The sequence below is a fragment of the Halorubrum aidingense JCM 13560 genome (assembly GCF_000336995.1).
Lineage (GTDB): Archaea > Halobacteriota > Halobacteria > Halobacteriales > Haloferacaceae > Halorubrum > Halorubrum aidingense.
Window position 1 is genome coordinate 1 of sequence record NZ_AOJI01000010.1, and the last position, 17,245, is coordinate 17,245.

Consider the following 17,245-nt stretch of genomic DNA (forward strand, 5'->3'; position numbering starts at 1 on the left):
GCGGTGCGGTTGAGCCGTTAGCACCGTTTCTGCCACGATCAACGACTGATAAACAGCCGCCAGCAACACCACTGCTTCACTTATCAATAGCCGCTCCAGCAGGTCGACTCACCCACTCCCGGAATGACGCGTCTCACCGGCACGAGCGTCTCCGCTACGGCGTTCGGACGCGGACCGCGATCCCGTCGGCGTCGACGACCTCGATCCCGTCGTCGCGCTCGGCGACGCGAACGTCGACGGCGCCGTCCGACGCGACCGAGGCCAGCCGCTCTCGCACCGCCGCCAGCGCGGCCGCGTCCGGGACGACTACCTCGAACCACGCGAGCCCCCGACCCGCGGCCGGCGTCGTCCGTCCGCGCCACGTGTTCGCGCCGAGGTGGTGGTGATAGCCGCCGGCGGCGACGAACCGAACGTCGGGGCCCGTCATCCCGAGCGCGAAACCGAGGCCGTCGACGTACACCGCCTCGAACGCCGACAGCGACGTGACTTCGAGGTGGACGTGTCCCACGTCGGTGCCGGGCGGAACGCGATCCCCGCGCTCCGCCGCCGCGGCGGTGGCCGCGGCGACCGCCTCCAGATCGAGCGGCTCGGTCGTCATCGTCACCGTCCCGTCCTCGGCGACCGGCCACTCCTCCCGGGGGCGGTCGCGGTAGATCTCCACGCCGTTCCCCTCCGGATCGGCGAGGTAGAGCGCCTCGCTGACGCGGTGGTCGGAGGCACCGTCGAGCCGCCACCGATCGCGCACCCGCGCCAACGCCTCACCGAGCGCGGCGCGGGAGGGGACGCGGAACGCGGTGTGGAAGAGCCCGGCGTCGGTGCGGCCGCGCTCGGGGAGGTCAGGGTCGCGCTCCAACACGAGCAGTTCGGTCCCGTCCGCGCCGAGGACCGCCTCGTCAACGCCGCGGTCGAGGACGGTGAGCCCGACCACGTCGCGGTAGAACGCGACCGTCTCGTCGAGGTCGGCGACGCGGAGCGCCGCGCGTCCGATGCGCGTCTCGGCCGGGAGCGGGTCGTCGGGGTGAGCGTCGGTCATGTGGATCTACACGGAGACGCGCCGCCGCGTTCAACGCGTCGGTCGCGGAGGTCGTCCCCGATGTGAACGATCGGAGGGACCGCTCTTCGTCTCGACGCCTCCGGAAGCCATAATCGACTTCAGGTCTAGTAGCGAGGCGTGACCGTACTCCAGGAGCTCATCGGCGACCAGTCGCTCGCCGTGTGGATCGTGTTGGGCGCGATCGGATTCCTGCTGACCTGGAAGGGCGCGAACGTCATCGAGTCGACGACCTCGAAGATCAGCGACCACTTCGGCGTCTCGCAGGCGGTCCAAGGCGGGCTCATCGTCGCGGCCGCGACGTCGTTCCCCGAACTCGCGATCATCGTCATCTCGGTGCTCGTGCTCGGCGATTTCGGCGTCGGCGCCGGAGCGATCATCGGGACGGCGTTGTTCAACATCTTGGTAATCCCGGCCGCCGTCGCCATCACGAGCGGCGACACGACGACGACGCAGGGGATCGTCTACCGCGACGCCATCTTCTACATGGTCGCCGTCCTCGCCCTCTTCGGCGTGATCGCGCTCGGCGTCCTCGGGACCGACGGGCGGGAGTTCGCGCGGATCTCCCCGCAGATGGGCGTCGGCCTGCTGGTGCTGTACGGCGTGTACGTCATCTTACTCGTCGGGGGCAAGAGCGGCGCGTCGGGCGAGAAGAAGACCGAATCGACGAACGTCCCGAAGCAGACGGCGTTGTTCGCGGCCGGACTGGCCGTCGTGCTCGTCGGCGTCGAGTCGATGGTCGGCATGACGATCGAGGTCTCCGAGACGCTCAACGCGCCACCGTTCCTCATCTCCGTGACGGTGCTGTCGGCGATGAGCTCGTTCCCCGACCTGCTCGTCGGCGTGAAGATGGGCGAGGCGGGTGACAAGCGGGCGGCGGTCGCGAACGTCTTCGGGACGAACACGTTCAACCTCGTCGCGGCGCTGCCGATCGGCGTCATCCTCGCCGGCGGCGTCTCGATCGGCTTCCTCACGTCCGTGCCGCTCATGCTCTTCCTGTTTTACACCACCCTCATCGTCGTGGTGCTGTCCGCGACGAACTTCGAGATCACCACCGAGGAGGGGTACCTCTTCCTCGCGATGTACGTCGCCTTCCTCGGCTGGATGACGACCGAGGCGCTCGGCGTTACCGCGCTGCTGACCGAGGAGGCGCTTCGGACGATCGTCGGGTGACCGTTCGATACGCAGGTCCGACCCGTGAGCCTGCTCGCGGCCGAATCTACCTCATCTTCCGTTAGAATCAAACGGGCACGCGACGCAGTGTCCGGTATGAGCGCCGAACAGGAGGAGCGGGCCATCCGATGTCTAGTCGCGAAAGTCGGGCTGGACGGCCACGATCGAGGTGCACACGTGATCGCGCGGGCGTTCCGCGACGCCGGCTTCGAGGTCGTCTACTCCGGGCTCCACCGCGCCCCGGACGACATCGTGCAGGCGGCGGTCCAAGAAGACGTGGACGTGCTCGGAATCTCCATCCTCTCCGGGGCGCACAACACCCTCGTCCCGAAGGTTATCGAGGGGCTCAAATCGTACGACGCCTTCGAAGACACCCTCATTCTGGTCGGCGGGATCATCCCCGACGACGACGAGGCGGAGCTGAAGAAGCTGGGCGTCGCCGAGGTGTTCGGCCCGGGAACGCCGATGGAGGAGACGGTCGAGTTCATTCGGAAGAACGTCCCGGAGCGCGCGTAGATGGGCGGGCCAACGGAGGACGACGGGGGCACAGAGGCGGCCGTGACGGACGCGACCGCCCTCTCCGACCGCGACGCCGCCCTCGTCGAGGAGCTACTCGCCGGGAGCCACCGGGCGCTCGCGCGCGTCATCACCCGGATCGAGAATCGGTCGCCGGGGTACCGCGGCATCGTCGCCGCGCTCCACGGACACACCGGCGGCGCGGACGTGATCGGGATCACGGGCTCGCCCGGCGCCGGGAAGTCGACGCTCGTCGACAAGCTGGCGGCCGCCTACCGCGACCGCGGCGACACGGTCGGCGTCGTCGCCGTCGACCCCTCCTCGCCGTACACCGGCGGCGCCGTGCTCGGCGACCGGATCCGTATGGGGTCGAACGTCGGCGACATGGACGTGTTCTTCCGGTCGATGAGCGCTCGCGGCCAGCTCGGCGGGCTCTCGATGGCGACCGCAGACGCGGTGAAGGCGCTGGACGCCTTCGGCAAGGACGTGGTGATCATCGAGACGGTCGGCGCCGGGCAAAACGAGGTCGACGTGGTCCGCACCGCCGACACGGTCGCCGTGCTCGTCCAGCCCGGCTCCGGCGACGACATCCAGACGCTGAAAGCCGGCATCCTCGAGATCGGCGACGTGTTCGTGGTCAACAAAGCGGACATGGACGGCGCCGAGCGCACTCTCGCCGAGTTAGAGGAGATGGTCCACCGACGCGAGAGCCCCACGAAGGGGTTGGACACGGGTCACCACGGATTCGAGGTGCCGGATCACCCGGACGACGGGGCGGACGAGGCGTCGGCCGACGGCGAGGCGGACGACGCGCCGGTGTGGACCCCCGAGGTCCTCCGGACCGTCGCGAACACCGGCGACGGCGTCGCCGCGCTCATCGACGCGTTCGACGCCCACGCGAGCCACCTCCGGGAGTCCGGCGAGATACAGGCGACGAAGCGACAGCGCTACGCGGAAGAGATCCGGACGCTCGTGCGCTCCGACGTCGGCGCGCTCGCGACCGACGAGATCGAGCGTCGCGGCGGGATCGACGACCTCGCCGACGCCGTGCGCCGCCGGGAGACGGACCCCTACAGCGTCGCCGCCGAGATCGTCGCGCCGATCGCCGCCTGCGTGGAGTCCGGCGACCGATAGCGCGGGCTCCCACGAGTTATAAGTCGTCCGCGGACCAACAGTATTCCATGAAGCTCACCAAGATCGCCGGGAGTGCCCTCCTCGGCGTCGGCGCGCTCGCCGCGCTCAATACCGGTCTCCGCTACGAGGGCGAACTGGAAGCGCCGCTCGACGGCGACGACGGCGTGTTCCGCTGGCGCGGGATGGACGTCGCGTTCACGGAAGCGGGCGACCCCGACGACCCCGATCTCGTGTGTCTTCACGGGATCAACGCCGCCGCCTCCTCCGGCGAGTGGCGCGAGGTGTTCGGCGACCTCGCCGCTGACTACCACGTCGTCGCGCCGGACTTCCCGGGATACGGCCGCTCGGACCGACCGCCGCTGCGCTACTCCGCGGCGCTGTACGAGGACTTCGTCCGCGACTTCCTCGCCGAGTTCGACGAGCCGGCCGTCGTCGCCTCGTCGCTGTCGGCGGCGTACGCGGCCGCGGCGGCCGACGGCGACGGGTCGGCCGACGGGGGCGTGACCCTCAACGGGTTCGTCGCCGTCTGTCCGACGACCGTCGCCGGGCCGAGTCCGCCGAAGCCGTGGCTCCGAGAGCTGTTCCGGGCGCCGCTCGTCGGCGACGCGCTGTTCAACCTCATCACGTCGAAGCCGTCGATCCGTTATTTCAACGCCGACCACGGCTACGACGACCCGACGAATCCGAGCGAGGAGTGGATCGATTACGAGTGGCGGACGAGCCACGTCGAGAACGCGCACTTCGCGCCCGCTTCGTTCATCTCGGGGTACCTCAACAGCGACTTGGACTTGGCGGCCGCGCTCGCCGGTCTCGACGTCCCGCCGACGATCGTCTGGGGCCGCGAGGCCGAGGTGAGCCCGCTCGCCGACGGCCGCGAACTCGCCGACGCCGCCGACGCGCGCTTGGTCGTCTTCGACCGCGCCCGGCTGCTCCCCCACGTCGAACACCCGGACCGGTTCGTGGAAACGGTCGAGGAAGCGCTCGTCGCCGGCGCGACGGCGTAGCTACGGTATCGGCGGACACCGCAGCGCCCCCGAGCGCCTGGTCACCGAACGGATATCAGATCTGAGCACTGGGGGGCAATCGATTAATTCCCGAGGCGCCGATTTCGACCATGACCGAGACGCCCCTCCGCGTGCTCTGCGTGGACGACGAGCCGGGGCTCGCCGAGCTGGTTGCGACGTACCTCGAACGCGACGACGACCTCAACTGCGAGACGACGGTGGAGACCGACCCGTCCGCCGCCCTCGACCGGATCGAGACCGAGCCGTTCGACTGCGTCGTCAGCGACTACGACATGCCCGGACGAACCGGCATCGAGCTGCTCTCGATGGCGCGAGAGACGCGGTCCGACCTCCCGTTTCTCCTCTTTTCGGCGACGGAACCGAACGCCATCGCCGCCGAGATGGTGCGCGCGGGCGTCAGCGACTTCGTCCACAAGCGCGGCGGCCTCGACGGCTATACCGCGCTCTTACGGCGGGTCGAGCACGCGCTCGACGGCGGGGACGGGCGGTTCGGAGCCGCCGACGCCGACGTCGAGGTGGCACACGACGGCGTCTGCACCGTCGGTCCGGACGGGACCTTCGAGTTCGTCGGCGAGGAGTACGGCGAGCTGTACGGGTACGACCCGGCGGAGCTCGTCGGCGAGCGCTGGCAGCGGCTCCACCCGAGCGAAGAGGTGGAGCACATCCGCACGCACATCCTCCCGGCCGTCATGGAGGGCGAGCGATGGACGGGGACGAGTACCGGCCTCCGAGCCGACGGGACCACCTTCGCGGAGTCGAAGATGGTGACGACGACGAGCGACGACCGGCTCGTGATCTCCGTGTCCGAGTTCAGTGAGCCCGGCGGTGGGTCGGGTGGTGGACTCGGCGGAACCAACGGGGACCCGGACGCCAAGCGGGGCGCGAGCGACTGACCGGGACGGCGCGCGAGGCCGCTCAGGTCACCCGGACACCCCGGTCACCGGTCCCGCCGGACGTACAGCGTCTTCTCGCAGGCCGCGTGGACCCGCCCCGTCTCGTCGACGAGCGAGACGAGATACTCCCGATCCGTCGACTCGCCGGGAGCCAGTCCGTCGCGGATCGCTGCCGGCTCGTCGTCGCCGAGTTCGAACTCGGCGTACAACGTGTCGCGGCCGGGTTCGATGAACTCGATAGCCGCCGATTTGTCCCAGACGGTGAAGCCGTCGCCGAGGGTTCGCTGGAGCATGGTCATGTACACGGGGTCGACCGCGCCGTAGAGGCTCCCGCCGAAGGTGGTGCCGACGCCGTTTCGCGTCCGCCAGCCGAACGGCACCCGAACCCGGACGTACCGCCAGTCGGCGCCGATGTGGTCGACCCGAGCGCCCGTCCCGCGGTAGGCGGGGAGGAGGTTGAACCCGTGACGCCACAGCCGGGTGCGGAGGCTCTCGGCCGGCGGGTCCTCGCGGAGGGGCTTCGGATCCGGATCGCGGTCGACGCCGCTTGGCGAATCGGTCACGTTCGAGGGAGGCGCCGCGGCCGACAAACCGGTGTCGGAACCGGCGACAACCCGCGGGCGGTTGTCGGAGCGTCGCCGCCCGAAACGGGTATCAGCGCGCGACCGCAACCCGACACCGATGGAGTGTGACAAGTGCGGGGCCGACGCGATCCACCACGCCGCCTACTCCGGGGCGCACCTCTGTGGCGAGCACCTCCGCCGGTCGGTGGAAAAGCGCGCGAAACGCCGCGTCCGCGAGGATTCCCTGCTCGATCCGGAGGCGACGCCCGACGACCCCGACCGCTGGGTGATCGGGCTCTCCGGGGGGAAAGACAGCGTCGCGTTGACGAAGATTCTCGACGACGTGTTCGGGCAGGACCCCCGCGTCGAGATGCTCGCGTTGACGATCCACGAGGGGATCGAGGGATACCGAGACGAGAGCCTCGACGCCTGCGTCGAGCTCGCGGCCGACCTCTCGATCCGCCACGAGGTCGTCTCCTACGAGGAGGAGTTCGACGTGCAGATGGACGACGTCGTCGAGAGCGACCCGGAGAACATGGCCGCCTGCGCGTACTGCGGGGTGTTCCGCCGGGACCTCTTAGAGAAGTACGCCGCCGAGTTCGACGCGGACAAGCTGCTCACCGGCCACAACCTCGACGACGAGGCGCAGACGGCGATGATGAACTTCCTCGAAGGCGACGTGCGGCAGGTGGCGAAGCACTTCGACGCCTCGCTCGGCCCGTTCGACGAGCGCGAGGGGACGGACGCGTTCGTCCCGCGAGCCAAGCCGCTGCGGGACGTGCCGGAAAAAGAGATCGCGCTGTACTGTCACGTCCGCGACCTCCCGGTGCACATGGCCGAGTGCCCCCACTCCTCGGAGGCGTACCGCGGTGAGATCCAGTCGACGATCCACGAGTTAGAGGAGAATCACCCCGGCGCCCGCCACTCGATCATGGCCGGGTACGAGGAGCTATCGGCGTTGGCGGCCGAAACGTACCGCGAAGGGGGCGACGACGAGTCTCCCGACCTCCGAGAGTGCGAGCGCTGCGGATCGAAGACGAGCCGGACGGTCTGCCGGAAGTGCCGGCTGCTGGACGCGATCGAGGCGGTGTAAGCGCGGTCAAAAAACCCGAGTGCGGTCGCATCGTCGCGGCAATCGAGCGTCGTCGGTCATTTCGGACGAAAAGTCGCGGTCGGCTGTCGTGAACGGTGACCCGAGGGTCAGCGGATGACGTCGAGGCCGTTGTTCTTCTCGACGGGGTCGGTGCCGCCGTCGGACTCCCACGCGCCCTGTTCGGTGCCGCCGGAGGCGGTCGCGTTGGCGGCGCCGTTGTTGGCCGCTCGCGAGCGCGAGTCGCCGAGGTCGTCGCCGTTGACCGCGGCGCGGGACTTGTCCGCCTGCTTCTGGGTCGACGGGCCGAGCACCTGTGCGCTCTGAACGCCCGTCATGATGGCCATGACGCGGACCTTCCCCTTGTACTCCTCTTGGATGCGAGCGCCCCAGATGACGTTGGCGCTCGCTTCGAGGCGTTCGGTGATGTTGTTCGCGATCCCCTCGGCCTCCTTCAGCGTGAGGTCCGGACCGCCCGTGATGTGCACGAGCCCGCCCGAGGCGCCGCGGTAGTCGACGTCGAGAAGCGGGTGGTTCATCGCGTCGTTGACCACCTCTTGGGTCTTGTTTTTGTCCTGGGTCTCGCCGACGAGCATGACGGCGACGCCGCCCTGGTTCATGATCGTGGACATGTCCGCGTAGTCCAGGTTGATCAGGCTCGGCTGGGTGATCGTCTCCGAGATCCCCTTCACCGTCTCCGCGATGATCTGGTCCATCACGGAGAACGCCTTCCCGATCGGCAGGTTCGGGACGTAATCGAGCAGGCGGTTGTTGTCGAGGACGATGATCGAGTCGGCCTCGTTGCGGAGGCTCTCTAAGCCCTCCTCGGCTTTCACCGTGCGGGCGCGCTCGACGTTGAACGGCGTCGAGACCATCCCGACGACGATCGCACCCTGGTCTTTAGCGATCTTCGAGACGACCGGCGCCGCGCCGGTGCCGGTGCCGCCGCCCATCCCGGCGGTGACGAAGACGAGGTCGGCGTCGCCGAGGACCTCTTTGATCGTTCCCTGGGCCATCTCCGTGGCGCGCTCGCCCATCTTGGGGTCGCCACCGGCACCGAGGCCCTGCGTGAGCGACTTGCCCACGAGGATCTTGGTGTCGGCTTCGATCATCTTGAGGTGCTGTTTGTCCGTGTTGATGGCGACGGTGTCGGCGCCGTCGACGCCGATGTTGTACAGCCGGTTGATCGTGTTGTTCCCGGCGCCGCCGGCACCGACGATGACGATCCGGGGTTCCCCGAACTCGTCGTCGTCCATGTCGACGTCCATGTCACGCTTCTCCGCTTCCGCGTTGTCGAGGGCGTCCTGAACGAGATCTTGCATCAGTTTACACCTTGGCCCAGTTGCGGGTGCGGGTGCGCTCCTCGCGCTCGCCGTCCTGTTCGTTTAACATGTCGCGAACGGCCGACCGGATCGCCTCACTCCGGTTCGGGAACTCGCCCGTCTCGACCATCTGTTCGACCTCGTCGATCTGCTGTTTCGGGATTCGTAGTGTCACACGCTCCATTGGTATTCCCCCGGTAAGACGGCGAACACGCGACGCGTGTGTCTTACAGCGACGAATCGCCCGACGACGGGGTGGTCCCCCGCCGCGGACGGCCGCTGTAAGACGACCGTCTTACGCAATTGTAGTCACCGAGGCAACCAATATAAAACTACCGCCCACTGTAAGACAAACCGTTAAAACGCCCGAATACGGCGTGTTATCGGGTTTTCAGCCACATCAGCGATCCTTCAACACGTCCGCGGCGGGGGTCCGACGGCCGCAGCCGGGACAGAACGCCCAGTCCGTCCGGATCTCATCGCCGCACTCACAGAACGCCCGGTGTGACTGCTTCTCGCCGCAGTTCGGACAGTACACGTGGTTTTCGGGCACGGATTCGCCACATCCGCCACAGGCGCTCTCACGCGTCTGACCGCTCGAACGGGCCGGATTTGCCCGCGTCTTACGTCCAGCCGCCTCGTCGTCCGTCGTCGTTTCACGCGTCACACGCTGGTCATCGACGTCGGCGCCGGGAGCGTCGAGAGTGACGTGTACGTTGATGTCGCCCGCGTTCCCGCGCGTATACGTCGGTTCCGGTGGCGTTTGCGGCGTTTGCGGTGTCGACCGTTCGCCGAGTCGCTCGGCGAGCGCCGCGTCCAGCCGATCGGCGATGAGGTCGTCGACGCGCTCGGTCACCGCGGCGTCGATCGTCGCGTCGGACCGCTGGGAGGCGTCGGACCGGTCGGAGGTCCCGGAGGCGTCAGACGCGTTGGACGGATGCGACGGCCCGGCGTCGACGACTTCGTCGAGATGTCTCCGGAGGGCCTCCCGCATCACCTCGCTTTTAGAGGCATCACACGCTTCCAGCCGCTCGACGAGGTCGTCGTCGGCTCGGAAGGTGATCTTGCTCATACAGGACCGATATCGGCCCGCAGTACAAGTATCTTCCCCCCCTCGTCCGACGATCGACAGACACGTTTCAAGCTCTCGAAACATATTCGGGGACGACAGGCCCGCCGCAGAGGCGACGGCCACTCGATCGGCGATATCGCGCACCATGGTACTTGGTCACACCTGTGTCTGACGCAGATTTATACGGCCCGCGTGGGCATACGTGTGTATAATGAGTAACCGCGTCGAGGACCTCGAACGACAGGTCGCGGAGCTACAGGCAGCGGTCAACGGGCTCACCGAGGAGCTCGTGGAGATGAAAGAGCGCGTCCGACAGGTGGAAGACGCCCAGGAGGTCGCCGTCGAGGAGGCCGCCGAGCAGGCGGCCGCGCCCGCAGACGCCGCGGCGGCCGCCGAGACGGCGGGCGGCGAGCGCCGGACCCACTCCGACGACCACGTCGAGGTGGTCGAACGGACCGGCGACGCGTCGACGGACGACGCGCCGGCGGACGCCGAGTCGAGCGAGGGCGAGACGGGTGCGGCCGACGGCGACGTGATCGTCCCCGAACAGGAGGCGACGACGCCGGATGCCGAAGCCGCTAAGGCCGCGGAGTCGGAAGGCGAAGACGACGAGGCGGAGTCGGACAGCGACATCATCGTCGCGTAACCGGCTCCACATCCCCGCGACACATGCACATCACTGAAGTCGTTTTAGACGGGTTCAAGAGCTTCGGGCGGACGACGAGGATTCCCTTTTACGACGACTTCACCGTCGTCACGGGACCGAACGGCTCGGGAAAGTCGAACATCATCGACGGCGTCCTCTTCGCGCTCGGGCTGGCGCGCACCCGCGGGATCAGAGCCAAGAAGCTCACCGACCTGATCTACAACCCCGGCCACGACGGCGGCGAGGACGCCGGCGGGCCGATGGAGGCCTCAGTGACGGTGGTGTTGTCGAACGAGGACGGGACGCTCGACCGGTCACAGGTCGTCTCCGCCGCCGGCACCGAAAACGTCGGCGACGTCTCCGAGATCACCATCAAGCGCCGCGTGAAGGAGACGGAAGAGAACTACTACTCGTACTACTACCTCAACGGGCGCTCGGTGAACCTCTCGGACGTGCAGGACCTGCTCGCGGCGGCCGGCGTGACCCCGGAGGGGTACAACGTCGTGATGCAGGGCGACGTCACCGAGATCATCAACATGACGCCGTACCAGCGGCGGGGGATCATCGACGAGATCGCGGGCGTCGCCGAGTTCGACGAGAAGAAGGAGGCCGCGTACGGGGAGCTCGACACGGTCGAAGACCGGATCGGTGAAGCCGATCTCCGGATCGGCGAGAAGCAGAACCGACTCGATCAGCTCGCTGACGAGCGCGAGACCGCCCTCCGGTACCAGGAGTTCCGCGACGAGTTGGAGGAGTACCGCGGCTTCCTCAAGGCCTCCGAGTTGGAGGAGAAACGCGAGACGCTCGACAGCGTCGAGGCCGACATCGACGACGCCGAGGCCGAGGTCGCGGAGCTGCGCGAATCCCTCGACGCGAAACAGGGCCGGCTCACGCGTCTGGAAGAGGACCTCGCGGACCTCAACCACGAGATCGAGACGAAAGGCGAGGACGAGCAGATCGAGATCCGCTCGGAGATCGAGGAGGTGAAAGGCGAGATCTCCCGGCTGGAGGACAAGATCGAGGCCGCCGAGGAGCGCGCCGCCGACGCCGAGACGGAACGGCGCGACGCCTTCGTTCAGATCGATCGCAAAGAGGAGACGATCGACGACCTCGCCGCCGAGATCCGCGAGGTGAAAGTCGAGAAGGCCTCGGTCAAATCCGAGATCGCCACGAAGCGCTCTGATCTGGCGGACGTCGAAGCGGAGATCGAGGGCGTCGACACCGAGTTCGACGAGCTGAAAGCGGAGCTGGCGGACAAAAAGGAGACGGTCGAGCGGCTCCGCTCGGAGAAGAACGACCGGCAACGCGAGAAGGACCGGCTGCTCGACGAGGCGCGCCGGCGCTCGAACGCGGTCAGCGAGGCCCGATCCGACCTAGAGGAGGCGCGGGAGTCGCTGCCGGAGCACAAAGCACGGATCTCGGAGCTACACAGCGAGCTCGACAAGGCCGAGAAGAACGAGGCGACGATCGAGGACGCGGTCGCCGACCTGTTCGCCGAGAAGGCCGAGCGCAGCGAACGGCTGGAGGCGATCGAGTCGGACCTCCGCGAGAAGCAGAACGAGTACGCAAAGCTGGAGGCGGCCGCCAGCCAGCGCGGCGACACCTCGTGGCCGCGCGCGGTGACGGAGGTCAAAAACGGCGGGATCGACGGGGTCCACGGTGCGGTCGGCGAACTCGGATCCGTCGAGGCCGAGTACGCGGAGGCCTGTGAGACGGCCGCCGGCGGCCGGCTCGCGAACGTCGTCGTCGACGACGACGGCGTCGGCTCGACGTGTATCGACTACCTCAAACAGCGCAACGCGGGGCGGGCGACGTTCCTCCCGATCACGAAGATGGACAATCGGAGCCTGCCGCGGAAGCCGTCGCTGCCGGGGGTCGTCGACTTCGCGCGGAACCTCGTCGCGTACGACTCCCGCTACGAGTCGATCTTCTCGTACGTGCTCGGATCGACGCTGATCGTCGAGGACATGGCGACCGCCCGCGAGCTGATGGGCGACTACCGGATGGTCACCCTCGACGGCGACCTCGTCGAGAAGTCCGGCGCGATGACCGGCGGCTCCGGCGGCGGCTCGCGCTACGCGTTCACGAAGTCCGGCGGCGGGAAGCTCGAACGGCTCGCGACGGAGATCTCGGATCTGGAAGACGAGCGGCAGTCCCTACAGGCCGAGGTCGACGAGCTGGCGGCCGACATCGACGACGCCCGCGACCGGAAGGCCGACGCGGCCGAGCGGGTCCGGTCGCTGGAGGCGGACGTCAAGCGCGCGGAGGCGGATCTTTCGGACGCCGAGTCGCGGATCGACGAGCTCGAAACCGAGCTCGAAGAGCTGGAGGCGGAACGCGAGTCGGTCGACGAGGAGATGAGCGATCTGGACGCGGAGATCGACGCGCTCGACGGCGACATCGCGGAGATGGAAGCCGAGATCGAGGAGATCGAAACGGAGCTCGCCGATTCGAAGATCCCCGAGCTCTCCGAGCGAGCCGACGAGATCCGGTCGGCGATCGGGGATCTCGAAGACCGGATGAGCTCGCTCGACGGCCGGCGGAACGAGTTGGAACTGGAGAAGGGGTACGCCGAGGACGCGGTCGACGACCTTCACGACACCGTCGAGCAGGCGCAGAACCGGAAGGCCGACGCGGAGGAGGCGATCGCTGACCACGAGGCGGAAATCGAAGAGAAAGAGGCGCTGCTCGCCGAAAAGCGCGAGGCGATAGCCGACTTGGAAGAAGAGCTGACGGAGCTGAAAGCGGACCGCGAAGAGCTTCGCGAGGAGATCAAGGCGGCCACCCGCGAGCGCGACGAGCAGCGCTCCCTCGTGGCGGACGCGGAGTCGACGCTGGAGGACCTGACCGACCGCCGCGACCGGCTCGCGTGGGAGATCGACGAGCTGGAGTCGCAGGTCGGCGAGTACGACGCCGCGGAGATCCCCGACCTCGACGAGGTCGAATCGCGCATCGAGGAGCTGGAAGCGGAGATGTCGGCGTTGGAGCCGGTGAACATGCTCGCGATCGACGAGTACGACGAGGTCGAGGCCGCACTCGACACGCTCCAAGAGCGCCGGGACGTGCTCGTCGAGGAGCGAGACGGGATCGAAGAGCGCATCGAGGGGTACGAAGCCGAGAAGAAGGCGACGTTCATGGAGACGTTCGAGTCGATCAACGACCACTTCAAGGACATCTTCGCGCGGCTCTCGGCGGGGAGCGGCGAGCTCCTCTTGGAGAACCCCGAGGACCCCTTCGAGGAGGGATTGACGATGAAAGCGCAGCCGGCGGACAAGCCGGTCCAGCGGCTCGACGCGATGAGCGGCGGCGAGAAGTCGCTGACCGCGCTCTCGTTTATTTTCGCGATCCAGCGGCACAACCCGGCGCCGTTCTACGCGCTCGACGAGATCGACGCGTTCCTCGACGCGGTCAACGCCGAGCGCGTCGGCGAGATGATCGAGGAGCTGGCCACGGAGGCGCAGTTCGTCGTCGTCGGCCACCGCTCGGCGCTGTTGGAGCGCTCCGACCGCGCCATCGGCGTCACGATGCAGGGCGACAACCTCTCGGCGGTCACCGGAATGCAGTTCGGCGACGACGCCGACGACGAGGAGGTGGCCGCGGATGACTGAGCCGCCGGAGTCGGCGGGAGGCGTCCCGGACCTCGACCTGACGAGCGAGCGCGACGGCGGGCCGTCCGCGGACTCGAACCGAACGGTTCCGGGCGGCGATGACACCGGGACTGACGGCACGGGCGGCGATGACACCGGGACTGACGGCACGGACGGCGGTGACACCGGGGACGACGACGCGGTCGAGCCCGTCGAACTCCTCGTCCAGCTCGCCGAGGAGGGCGAGATCGAACCGTGGGACATCGACATCGTGCAGGTGACGGACGCGTTCCTCTCGCGGCTCGACGAGACGGACCTCCGGACGACCGGCCGGGCGCTCTTTTACGCCAGCGTCCTGCTCCGGATGAAAAGCGACGGGATGTTGGCCGACGACGACGATGACGACGAGGAGCCCGAGCCGGAGCCGTGGGAGGTCGCGATGGAGGGCGGCGCCGACGACCCGGCGGCGGAGGGATTCGACCCGGTCGACAAGCTGGAAGCGGAGATGGACCGCCGGCTCGACCGGAAGAGCACGCGGGGGTCCCCCGAGACCCTCGACGAACTCGTCCGGGAGCTCCGCGAGGCCGAGCGCGGCTCGTGGTGGAAGGACTCCCGCGAGTACGACACCTCGGACTCGCCGAGCGGCTACGCCCGCGGCACGCAGACGCTCGATTACCACACGGGCGACGAGTTCCGCCGTGACGGCGAGCCGACCGCGGGCGAGGCGACCGACCGCACCCACGACGAGGACATCGAGGAAGTGATCGTGAAGATCGACGGGGTCCTCCGGACGCACTTCGAGCGCGACCGCACCGAGGTGCTGTTCGCGGAGATAGAAACGGCCGGGGGGCGCCCGTTCATGACGTACCTCGCGCTGCTGTTCATGGCCCACCGCGGATCGGTCCGGCTCCAGCAGGACGACCTGTTCGGCGACCTGTGGGTGCGAGATCCGACGGCGACGACCGCGGAGTCGGAAGCGATCGCGGACTGAATCGAGTCACCGACGCTCGCTCCGGCCCCACTTACACAATGATTATAAGTAGTCGCCCAGCAGCGGGTCGACGCGCTCGCGGGTGTCGTCGGGGATCGCCTCGGTGGGCGTGTTGACCGTGCCCTCGAGGGAGGTGTGCGCCGCGCACGGGAACTCGTCCGGGAGCGTCCGGACGGCCTCTTCGACGGCGGCTTTGATCGCCTTCTGGTTCTGCTCCGCGTTCTCCAGCACTTCCGCGAGCGTCACCTCGCTGTCTTCTTTCCACACGTCGTAGTCGGTGACGCCGGCGATCGTCGCGTAGGCGATCTCGGCCTCTCGGGCGAGTTTCGCCTCCGGGATCGCGGTCATGCCGACGAGGTCCCACCCTTGCGCTTTATAAAACTCCGACTCCGCGCGCGTCGAGTACTGGGGTCCCTCGATGCAGACGTAGGTGCCGCCCTTCACGACGTCGGTGTCAGAAGGTGCGGCCGACTCGGCGGCCGCGGTCAGGTGATCGACGAGTTCGGGGCTGTACGGGTCCGCGAACGGCTGGTGAACGACGACGCCGTCGCCGTAAAACGAGAGGTCGCGGCCCTTCGTCCGGTCGTAGATCTGGTCCGGGACGACGAGCGTGCCGGGCTCCAACTCCTCTTTTAAACTACCGACGGCGTTGGACGCGAAGACGTGGGTGACGCCCGCCTTTTTTAACGCGTACATGTTCGCGCGGTACGGGAGGTCGGTCGGCGAGACGCCGTGGTCCGAGCCGTGCCGCGGGAGGAAGGCGACCTCCGTGCCCGTGTCGGCGAACTCGCCGATCGTGATCGCGTCGCTCGGCTCGCCGTAGGGCGTGTCGTACTCGACCTCGCGCACGTCGTTCAGGGGAAGCGCCTCGTAGATTCCGCTGCCGCCGATGAAGCCGATAGTGCTCATACCCGGACTCCGCCCGCTCGCTACTTATAAGGAGTGAAGCGGTGCCGAGAAGCCGCGGGCCGCCGCGGAACCGGCGACCGCCGGCCGCGCTCGCCTCACAGCAGCCATCGCACCGCCGCCAGCGCGAGCGCGCTCACGACGAGCAGGTGGACGAGGACGGCGCCGACGGCGGCGCCGCCCACCTCGCGCATCTCACGGATCCGGATCGAGAAGCCGAGTCCGACGAACGCCAGCGTGAACAGCGCGTCGGAGACCCGGCCGATCGAGTCGAGCGCGGCCGGCGAGAGGAGCCCGCTGTTCGCGATCGTGGCGACCGCGAGGAACCCGAGGAGGAACTTCGGGAACTCCGCCCACAGTCGGCGAACCCCGGGCTCCGTCGCCGAGCGCGCGGTGTACGCGATCGAGTAGGCGATCGCGACGCCCCCGAGCAGGGAGTTGCGCGCGAGTTTCGTCACCGTCGCCCACTGGCCCGCCTCCGGCGAGTGCGCGAACCCCGCGGCCGCGACGGGCCCCGTGGAGAACATGCTCACGCCCGCCCAGACGCCGAACTGGCGACCGGTGAGCCCGAGCCACTCGCCCGCGATCGGAAACGCGACGAGGGTGACCGCGTCGAACAGGAGGACCGTCGCGGCCGCGAACGTGATCGCCGACCCGCGGGCGTCGAGCACGCGGCCGATGGCGACCACCGCCGAGACGCCGCAGATGCTCGCGCCGGCCGCCAACAGCGACGGCGTGGTGCCGTCCAGCCGGAACAGCACCCGCGCGATCAGTTCGGCGAGGAGCAGCCCGCCGGCGACGGCGACGACGACGAGCCCGAGGACGGTCGGGCCGGCCGCGAGGAACTCCTCGACGACGACGGCCGCGCCGAGCAGGACGATCCCCGTCTCCAAAAAGAGCTTGTCGACGCCGACCCCCGGCTCCGCCGCGGCGGGCGTTCCGACCGTGTTGCCGACGAGCGCGCCGAGTCCGACCGCGACGACCAGAGGTTGGAGCCCGTCGACCGCCCCGGCGACGGCGTTCGCGAGAAGCGCCCCGGCGGCGAGGACGGCGAGCCCGGGGACGTACGGCCGGGCGGCGGCGACGAGACGCATCAGAAGACGCCCGCGAGCTGTCCCGCGGCGTGGACCGCGACGAGCCCGAGTCCGAGCGCGAGCGCCTGCCAGCCGCGGTCGAGCGCGAGCCACCGATCGGCGAGCGGAGAGCCCGTTCCGTCGGCGCCCGCTGCCCGTTCGCCCGATCCGTCGACGCCGTCCGATACCATACGTGTGGGTCG

Annotated in this window: 16 protein-coding genes and 1 pseudogene; 9 read left to right on the forward strand and 8 right to left on the reverse strand. The window is 68.4% G+C overall.

All coding sequences use genetic code 11. The features are described from left to right. Window positions 1-154: 154 nt before the first annotated feature. Complete coding sequence (locus C461_RS01230; RefSeq protein WP_007997926.1) at window positions 155-1,033, reverse strand: VOC family protein; 879 nt, start codon at window positions 1,031-1,033, stop codon at window positions 155-157. Between the two features lie 138 nt (window positions 1,034-1,171). Here C461_RS01230 and C461_RS01235 point away from each other — a divergent pair, with 138 nt between their 5' ends. The 5 genes from C461_RS01235 (at window position 1,172) to C461_RS01255 (ending at window position 5,792) form a co-directional block, all read left to right on the forward strand. Continuing rightward, window positions 1,172-2,224 (forward strand): sodium:calcium antiporter, encoded by a 1,053-nt coding sequence (locus C461_RS01235; RefSeq protein WP_007997930.1) that lies wholly within the window; start codon window positions 1,172-1,174, stop codon window positions 2,222-2,224. A 96-nt stretch (window positions 2,225-2,320) separates the two neighbouring features. Then, window positions 2,321-2,740, forward strand: a complete 420-nt coding sequence (locus C461_RS01240) for a cobalamin B12-binding domain-containing protein (RefSeq protein WP_007997932.1) — start codon at window positions 2,321-2,323, stop codon at window positions 2,738-2,740. Beyond that, entirely contained in the window at window positions 2,741-3,874 is a 1,134-nt protein-coding gene (meaB, locus tag C461_RS01245; protein WP_007997933.1) for a methylmalonyl Co-A mutase-associated GTPase MeaB, read from the forward strand. 47 nt (window positions 3,875-3,921) lie between these two features. Then, entirely contained in the window at window positions 3,922-4,878 is a 957-nt protein-coding gene (locus C461_RS01250) for an alpha/beta fold hydrolase (protein WP_007997934.1), read from the forward strand. 110 nt (window positions 4,879-4,988) lie between these two features. Further along, window positions 4,989-5,792: a response regulator gene (locus C461_RS01255; protein ID WP_007997935.1), complete on the forward strand. Its 804-nt coding sequence runs from the start codon at window positions 4,989-4,991 to the stop codon at window positions 5,790-5,792. Between the two features lie 44 nt (window positions 5,793-5,836). Here C461_RS01255 and C461_RS01260 read toward each other — a convergent pair whose 3' ends face one another. After that, window positions 5,837-6,355 carry a DUF4442 domain-containing protein gene (locus C461_RS01260; protein ID WP_007997936.1) on the reverse strand — a complete coding sequence of 173 codons (519 nt, stop codon included), beginning with the start codon at window positions 6,353-6,355 and terminating at the stop codon, window positions 5,837-5,839. A 118-nt stretch (window positions 6,356-6,473) separates the two neighbouring features. Here C461_RS01260 and ncsA point away from each other — a divergent pair, with 118 nt between their 5' ends. Further along, complete coding sequence (ncsA, locus tag C461_RS01265) at window positions 6,474-7,448, forward strand: tRNA 2-thiolation protein NcsA (RefSeq protein ID WP_007997937.1); 975 nt, start codon at window positions 6,474-6,476, stop codon at window positions 7,446-7,448. A 107-nt stretch (window positions 7,449-7,555) separates the two neighbouring features. Here ncsA and ftsZ read toward each other — a convergent pair whose 3' ends face one another. The 3 genes from ftsZ to C461_RS01280 all read right to left on the reverse strand — a co-directional run bounded on the left by ftsZ (window position 7,556) and on the right by C461_RS01280 (window position 9,839). After that, window positions 7,556-8,767: a cell division protein FtsZ gene (gene ftsZ / locus C461_RS01270; RefSeq protein WP_007997939.1), complete on the reverse strand. Its 1,212-nt coding sequence runs from the start codon at window positions 8,765-8,767 to the stop codon at window positions 7,556-7,558. A 4-nt stretch (window positions 8,768-8,771) separates the two neighbouring features. Then, window positions 8,772-8,951 (reverse strand): ribbon-helix-helix domain-containing protein, encoded by a 180-nt coding sequence (locus C461_RS01275; protein WP_007997941.1) that lies wholly within the window; start codon window positions 8,949-8,951, stop codon window positions 8,772-8,774. Between the two features lie 216 nt (window positions 8,952-9,167). After that, on the reverse strand, window positions 9,168-9,839 hold the full coding sequence (locus tag C461_RS01280) for a double zinc ribbon domain-containing protein (protein WP_007997943.1): 672 nt from the start codon (window positions 9,837-9,839) through the stop codon (window positions 9,168-9,170). A 211-nt stretch (window positions 9,840-10,050) separates the two neighbouring features. Here C461_RS01280 and C461_RS01285 point away from each other — a divergent pair, with 211 nt between their 5' ends. From C461_RS01285 to C461_RS01295, 3 genes and pseudogenes are all read left to right on the forward strand, one after another. Continuing rightward, on the forward strand, window positions 10,051-10,485 hold the full coding sequence (locus C461_RS01285) for a DUF7518 family protein (protein WP_007997945.1): 435 nt from the start codon (window positions 10,051-10,053) through the stop codon (window positions 10,483-10,485). 23 nt (window positions 10,486-10,508) lie between these two features. Further along, a pseudogene (gene smc, locus C461_RS01290) lies at window positions 10,509-14,090 on the forward strand (chromosome segregation protein SMC); the annotation flags it as partial. 40 nt (window positions 14,091-14,130) lie between these two features. Beyond that, window positions 14,131-15,063: a segregation/condensation protein A gene (locus C461_RS01295; protein ID WP_394294976.1), complete on the forward strand. Its 933-nt coding sequence runs from the start codon at window positions 14,131-14,133 to the stop codon at window positions 15,061-15,063. Between the two features lie 42 nt (window positions 15,064-15,105). Here the strand turns inward: C461_RS01295 and mtnP are convergent, their stop codons facing one another. From mtnP to C461_RS15725, 3 genes are all read right to left on the reverse strand, one after another. Next, window positions 15,106-15,972 carry an S-methyl-5'-thioadenosine phosphorylase gene (gene mtnP, locus C461_RS01300; protein WP_007997950.1) on the reverse strand — a complete coding sequence of 289 codons (867 nt, stop codon included), beginning with the start codon at window positions 15,970-15,972 and terminating at the stop codon, window positions 15,106-15,108. A gap of 95 nt (window positions 15,973-16,067) precedes the next feature. Beyond that, entirely contained in the window at window positions 16,068-17,063 is a 996-nt protein-coding gene (locus C461_RS01305; protein ID WP_007997952.1) for a YeiH family protein, read from the reverse strand. Further along, on the reverse strand, window positions 17,063-17,233 hold the full coding sequence (locus C461_RS15725; RefSeq protein ID WP_007997954.1) for a hypothetical protein: 171 nt from the start codon (window positions 17,231-17,233) through the stop codon (window positions 17,063-17,065). The genes C461_RS01305 and C461_RS15725 overlap by 1 nt, the downstream gene beginning before the upstream one ends. Window positions 17,234-17,245: the final 12 nt, after the last annotated feature.

What these genes read in the sequence shown, in the direction of transcription:
- C461_RS01275 (WP_007997941.1), bottom strand. Translation starts at nt 8,951, where the DNA reads ATGGAGCGTGTGACACTACGAATCCCGAAACAGCAGATCGACGAGGTC.
- C461_RS01280 (WP_007997943.1), bottom strand. Translation starts at nt 9,839, where the DNA reads ATGAGCAAGATCACCTTCCGAGCCGACGACGACCTCGTCGAGCGGCTG.
- ncsA (WP_007997937.1), top strand. Translation starts at nt 6,474, where the DNA reads ATGGAGTGTGACAAGTGCGGGGCCGACGCGATCCACCACGCCGCCTAC.
- mtnP (WP_007997950.1), bottom strand. Translation starts at nt 15,972, where the DNA reads ATGAGCACTATCGGCTTCATCGGCGGCAGCGGAATCTACGAGGCGCTT.
- C461_RS15725 (WP_007997954.1), bottom strand. Translation starts at nt 17,233, where the DNA reads ATGGTATCGGACGGCGTCGACGGATCGGGCGAACGGGCAGCGGGCGCC.
- ftsZ (WP_007997939.1), bottom strand. Translation starts at nt 8,767, where the DNA reads ATGCAAGATCTCGTTCAGGACGCCCTCGACAACGCGGAAGCGGAGAAG.
- C461_RS01230 (WP_007997926.1), bottom strand. Translation starts at nt 1,033, where the DNA reads ATGACCGACGCTCACCCCGACGACCCGCTCCCGGCCGAGACGCGCATC.
- C461_RS01250 (WP_007997934.1), top strand. Translation starts at nt 3,922, where the DNA reads ATGAAGCTCACCAAGATCGCCGGGAGTGCCCTCCTCGGCGTCGGCGCG.
- C461_RS01305 (WP_007997952.1), bottom strand. Translation starts at nt 17,063, where the DNA reads ATGCGTCTCGTCGCCGCCGCCCGGCCGTACGTCCCCGGGCTCGCCGTC.
- C461_RS01240 (WP_007997932.1), top strand. Translation starts at nt 2,321, where the DNA reads ATGAGCGCCGAACAGGAGGAGCGGGCCATCCGATGTCTAGTCGCGAAA.
- meaB (WP_007997933.1), top strand. Translation starts at nt 2,741, where the DNA reads ATGGGCGGGCCAACGGAGGACGACGGGGGCACAGAGGCGGCCGTGACG.
- C461_RS01255 (WP_007997935.1), top strand. Translation starts at nt 4,989, where the DNA reads ATGACCGAGACGCCCCTCCGCGTGCTCTGCGTGGACGACGAGCCGGGG.
- C461_RS01285 (WP_007997945.1), top strand. Translation starts at nt 10,051, where the DNA reads ATGAGTAACCGCGTCGAGGACCTCGAACGACAGGTCGCGGAGCTACAG.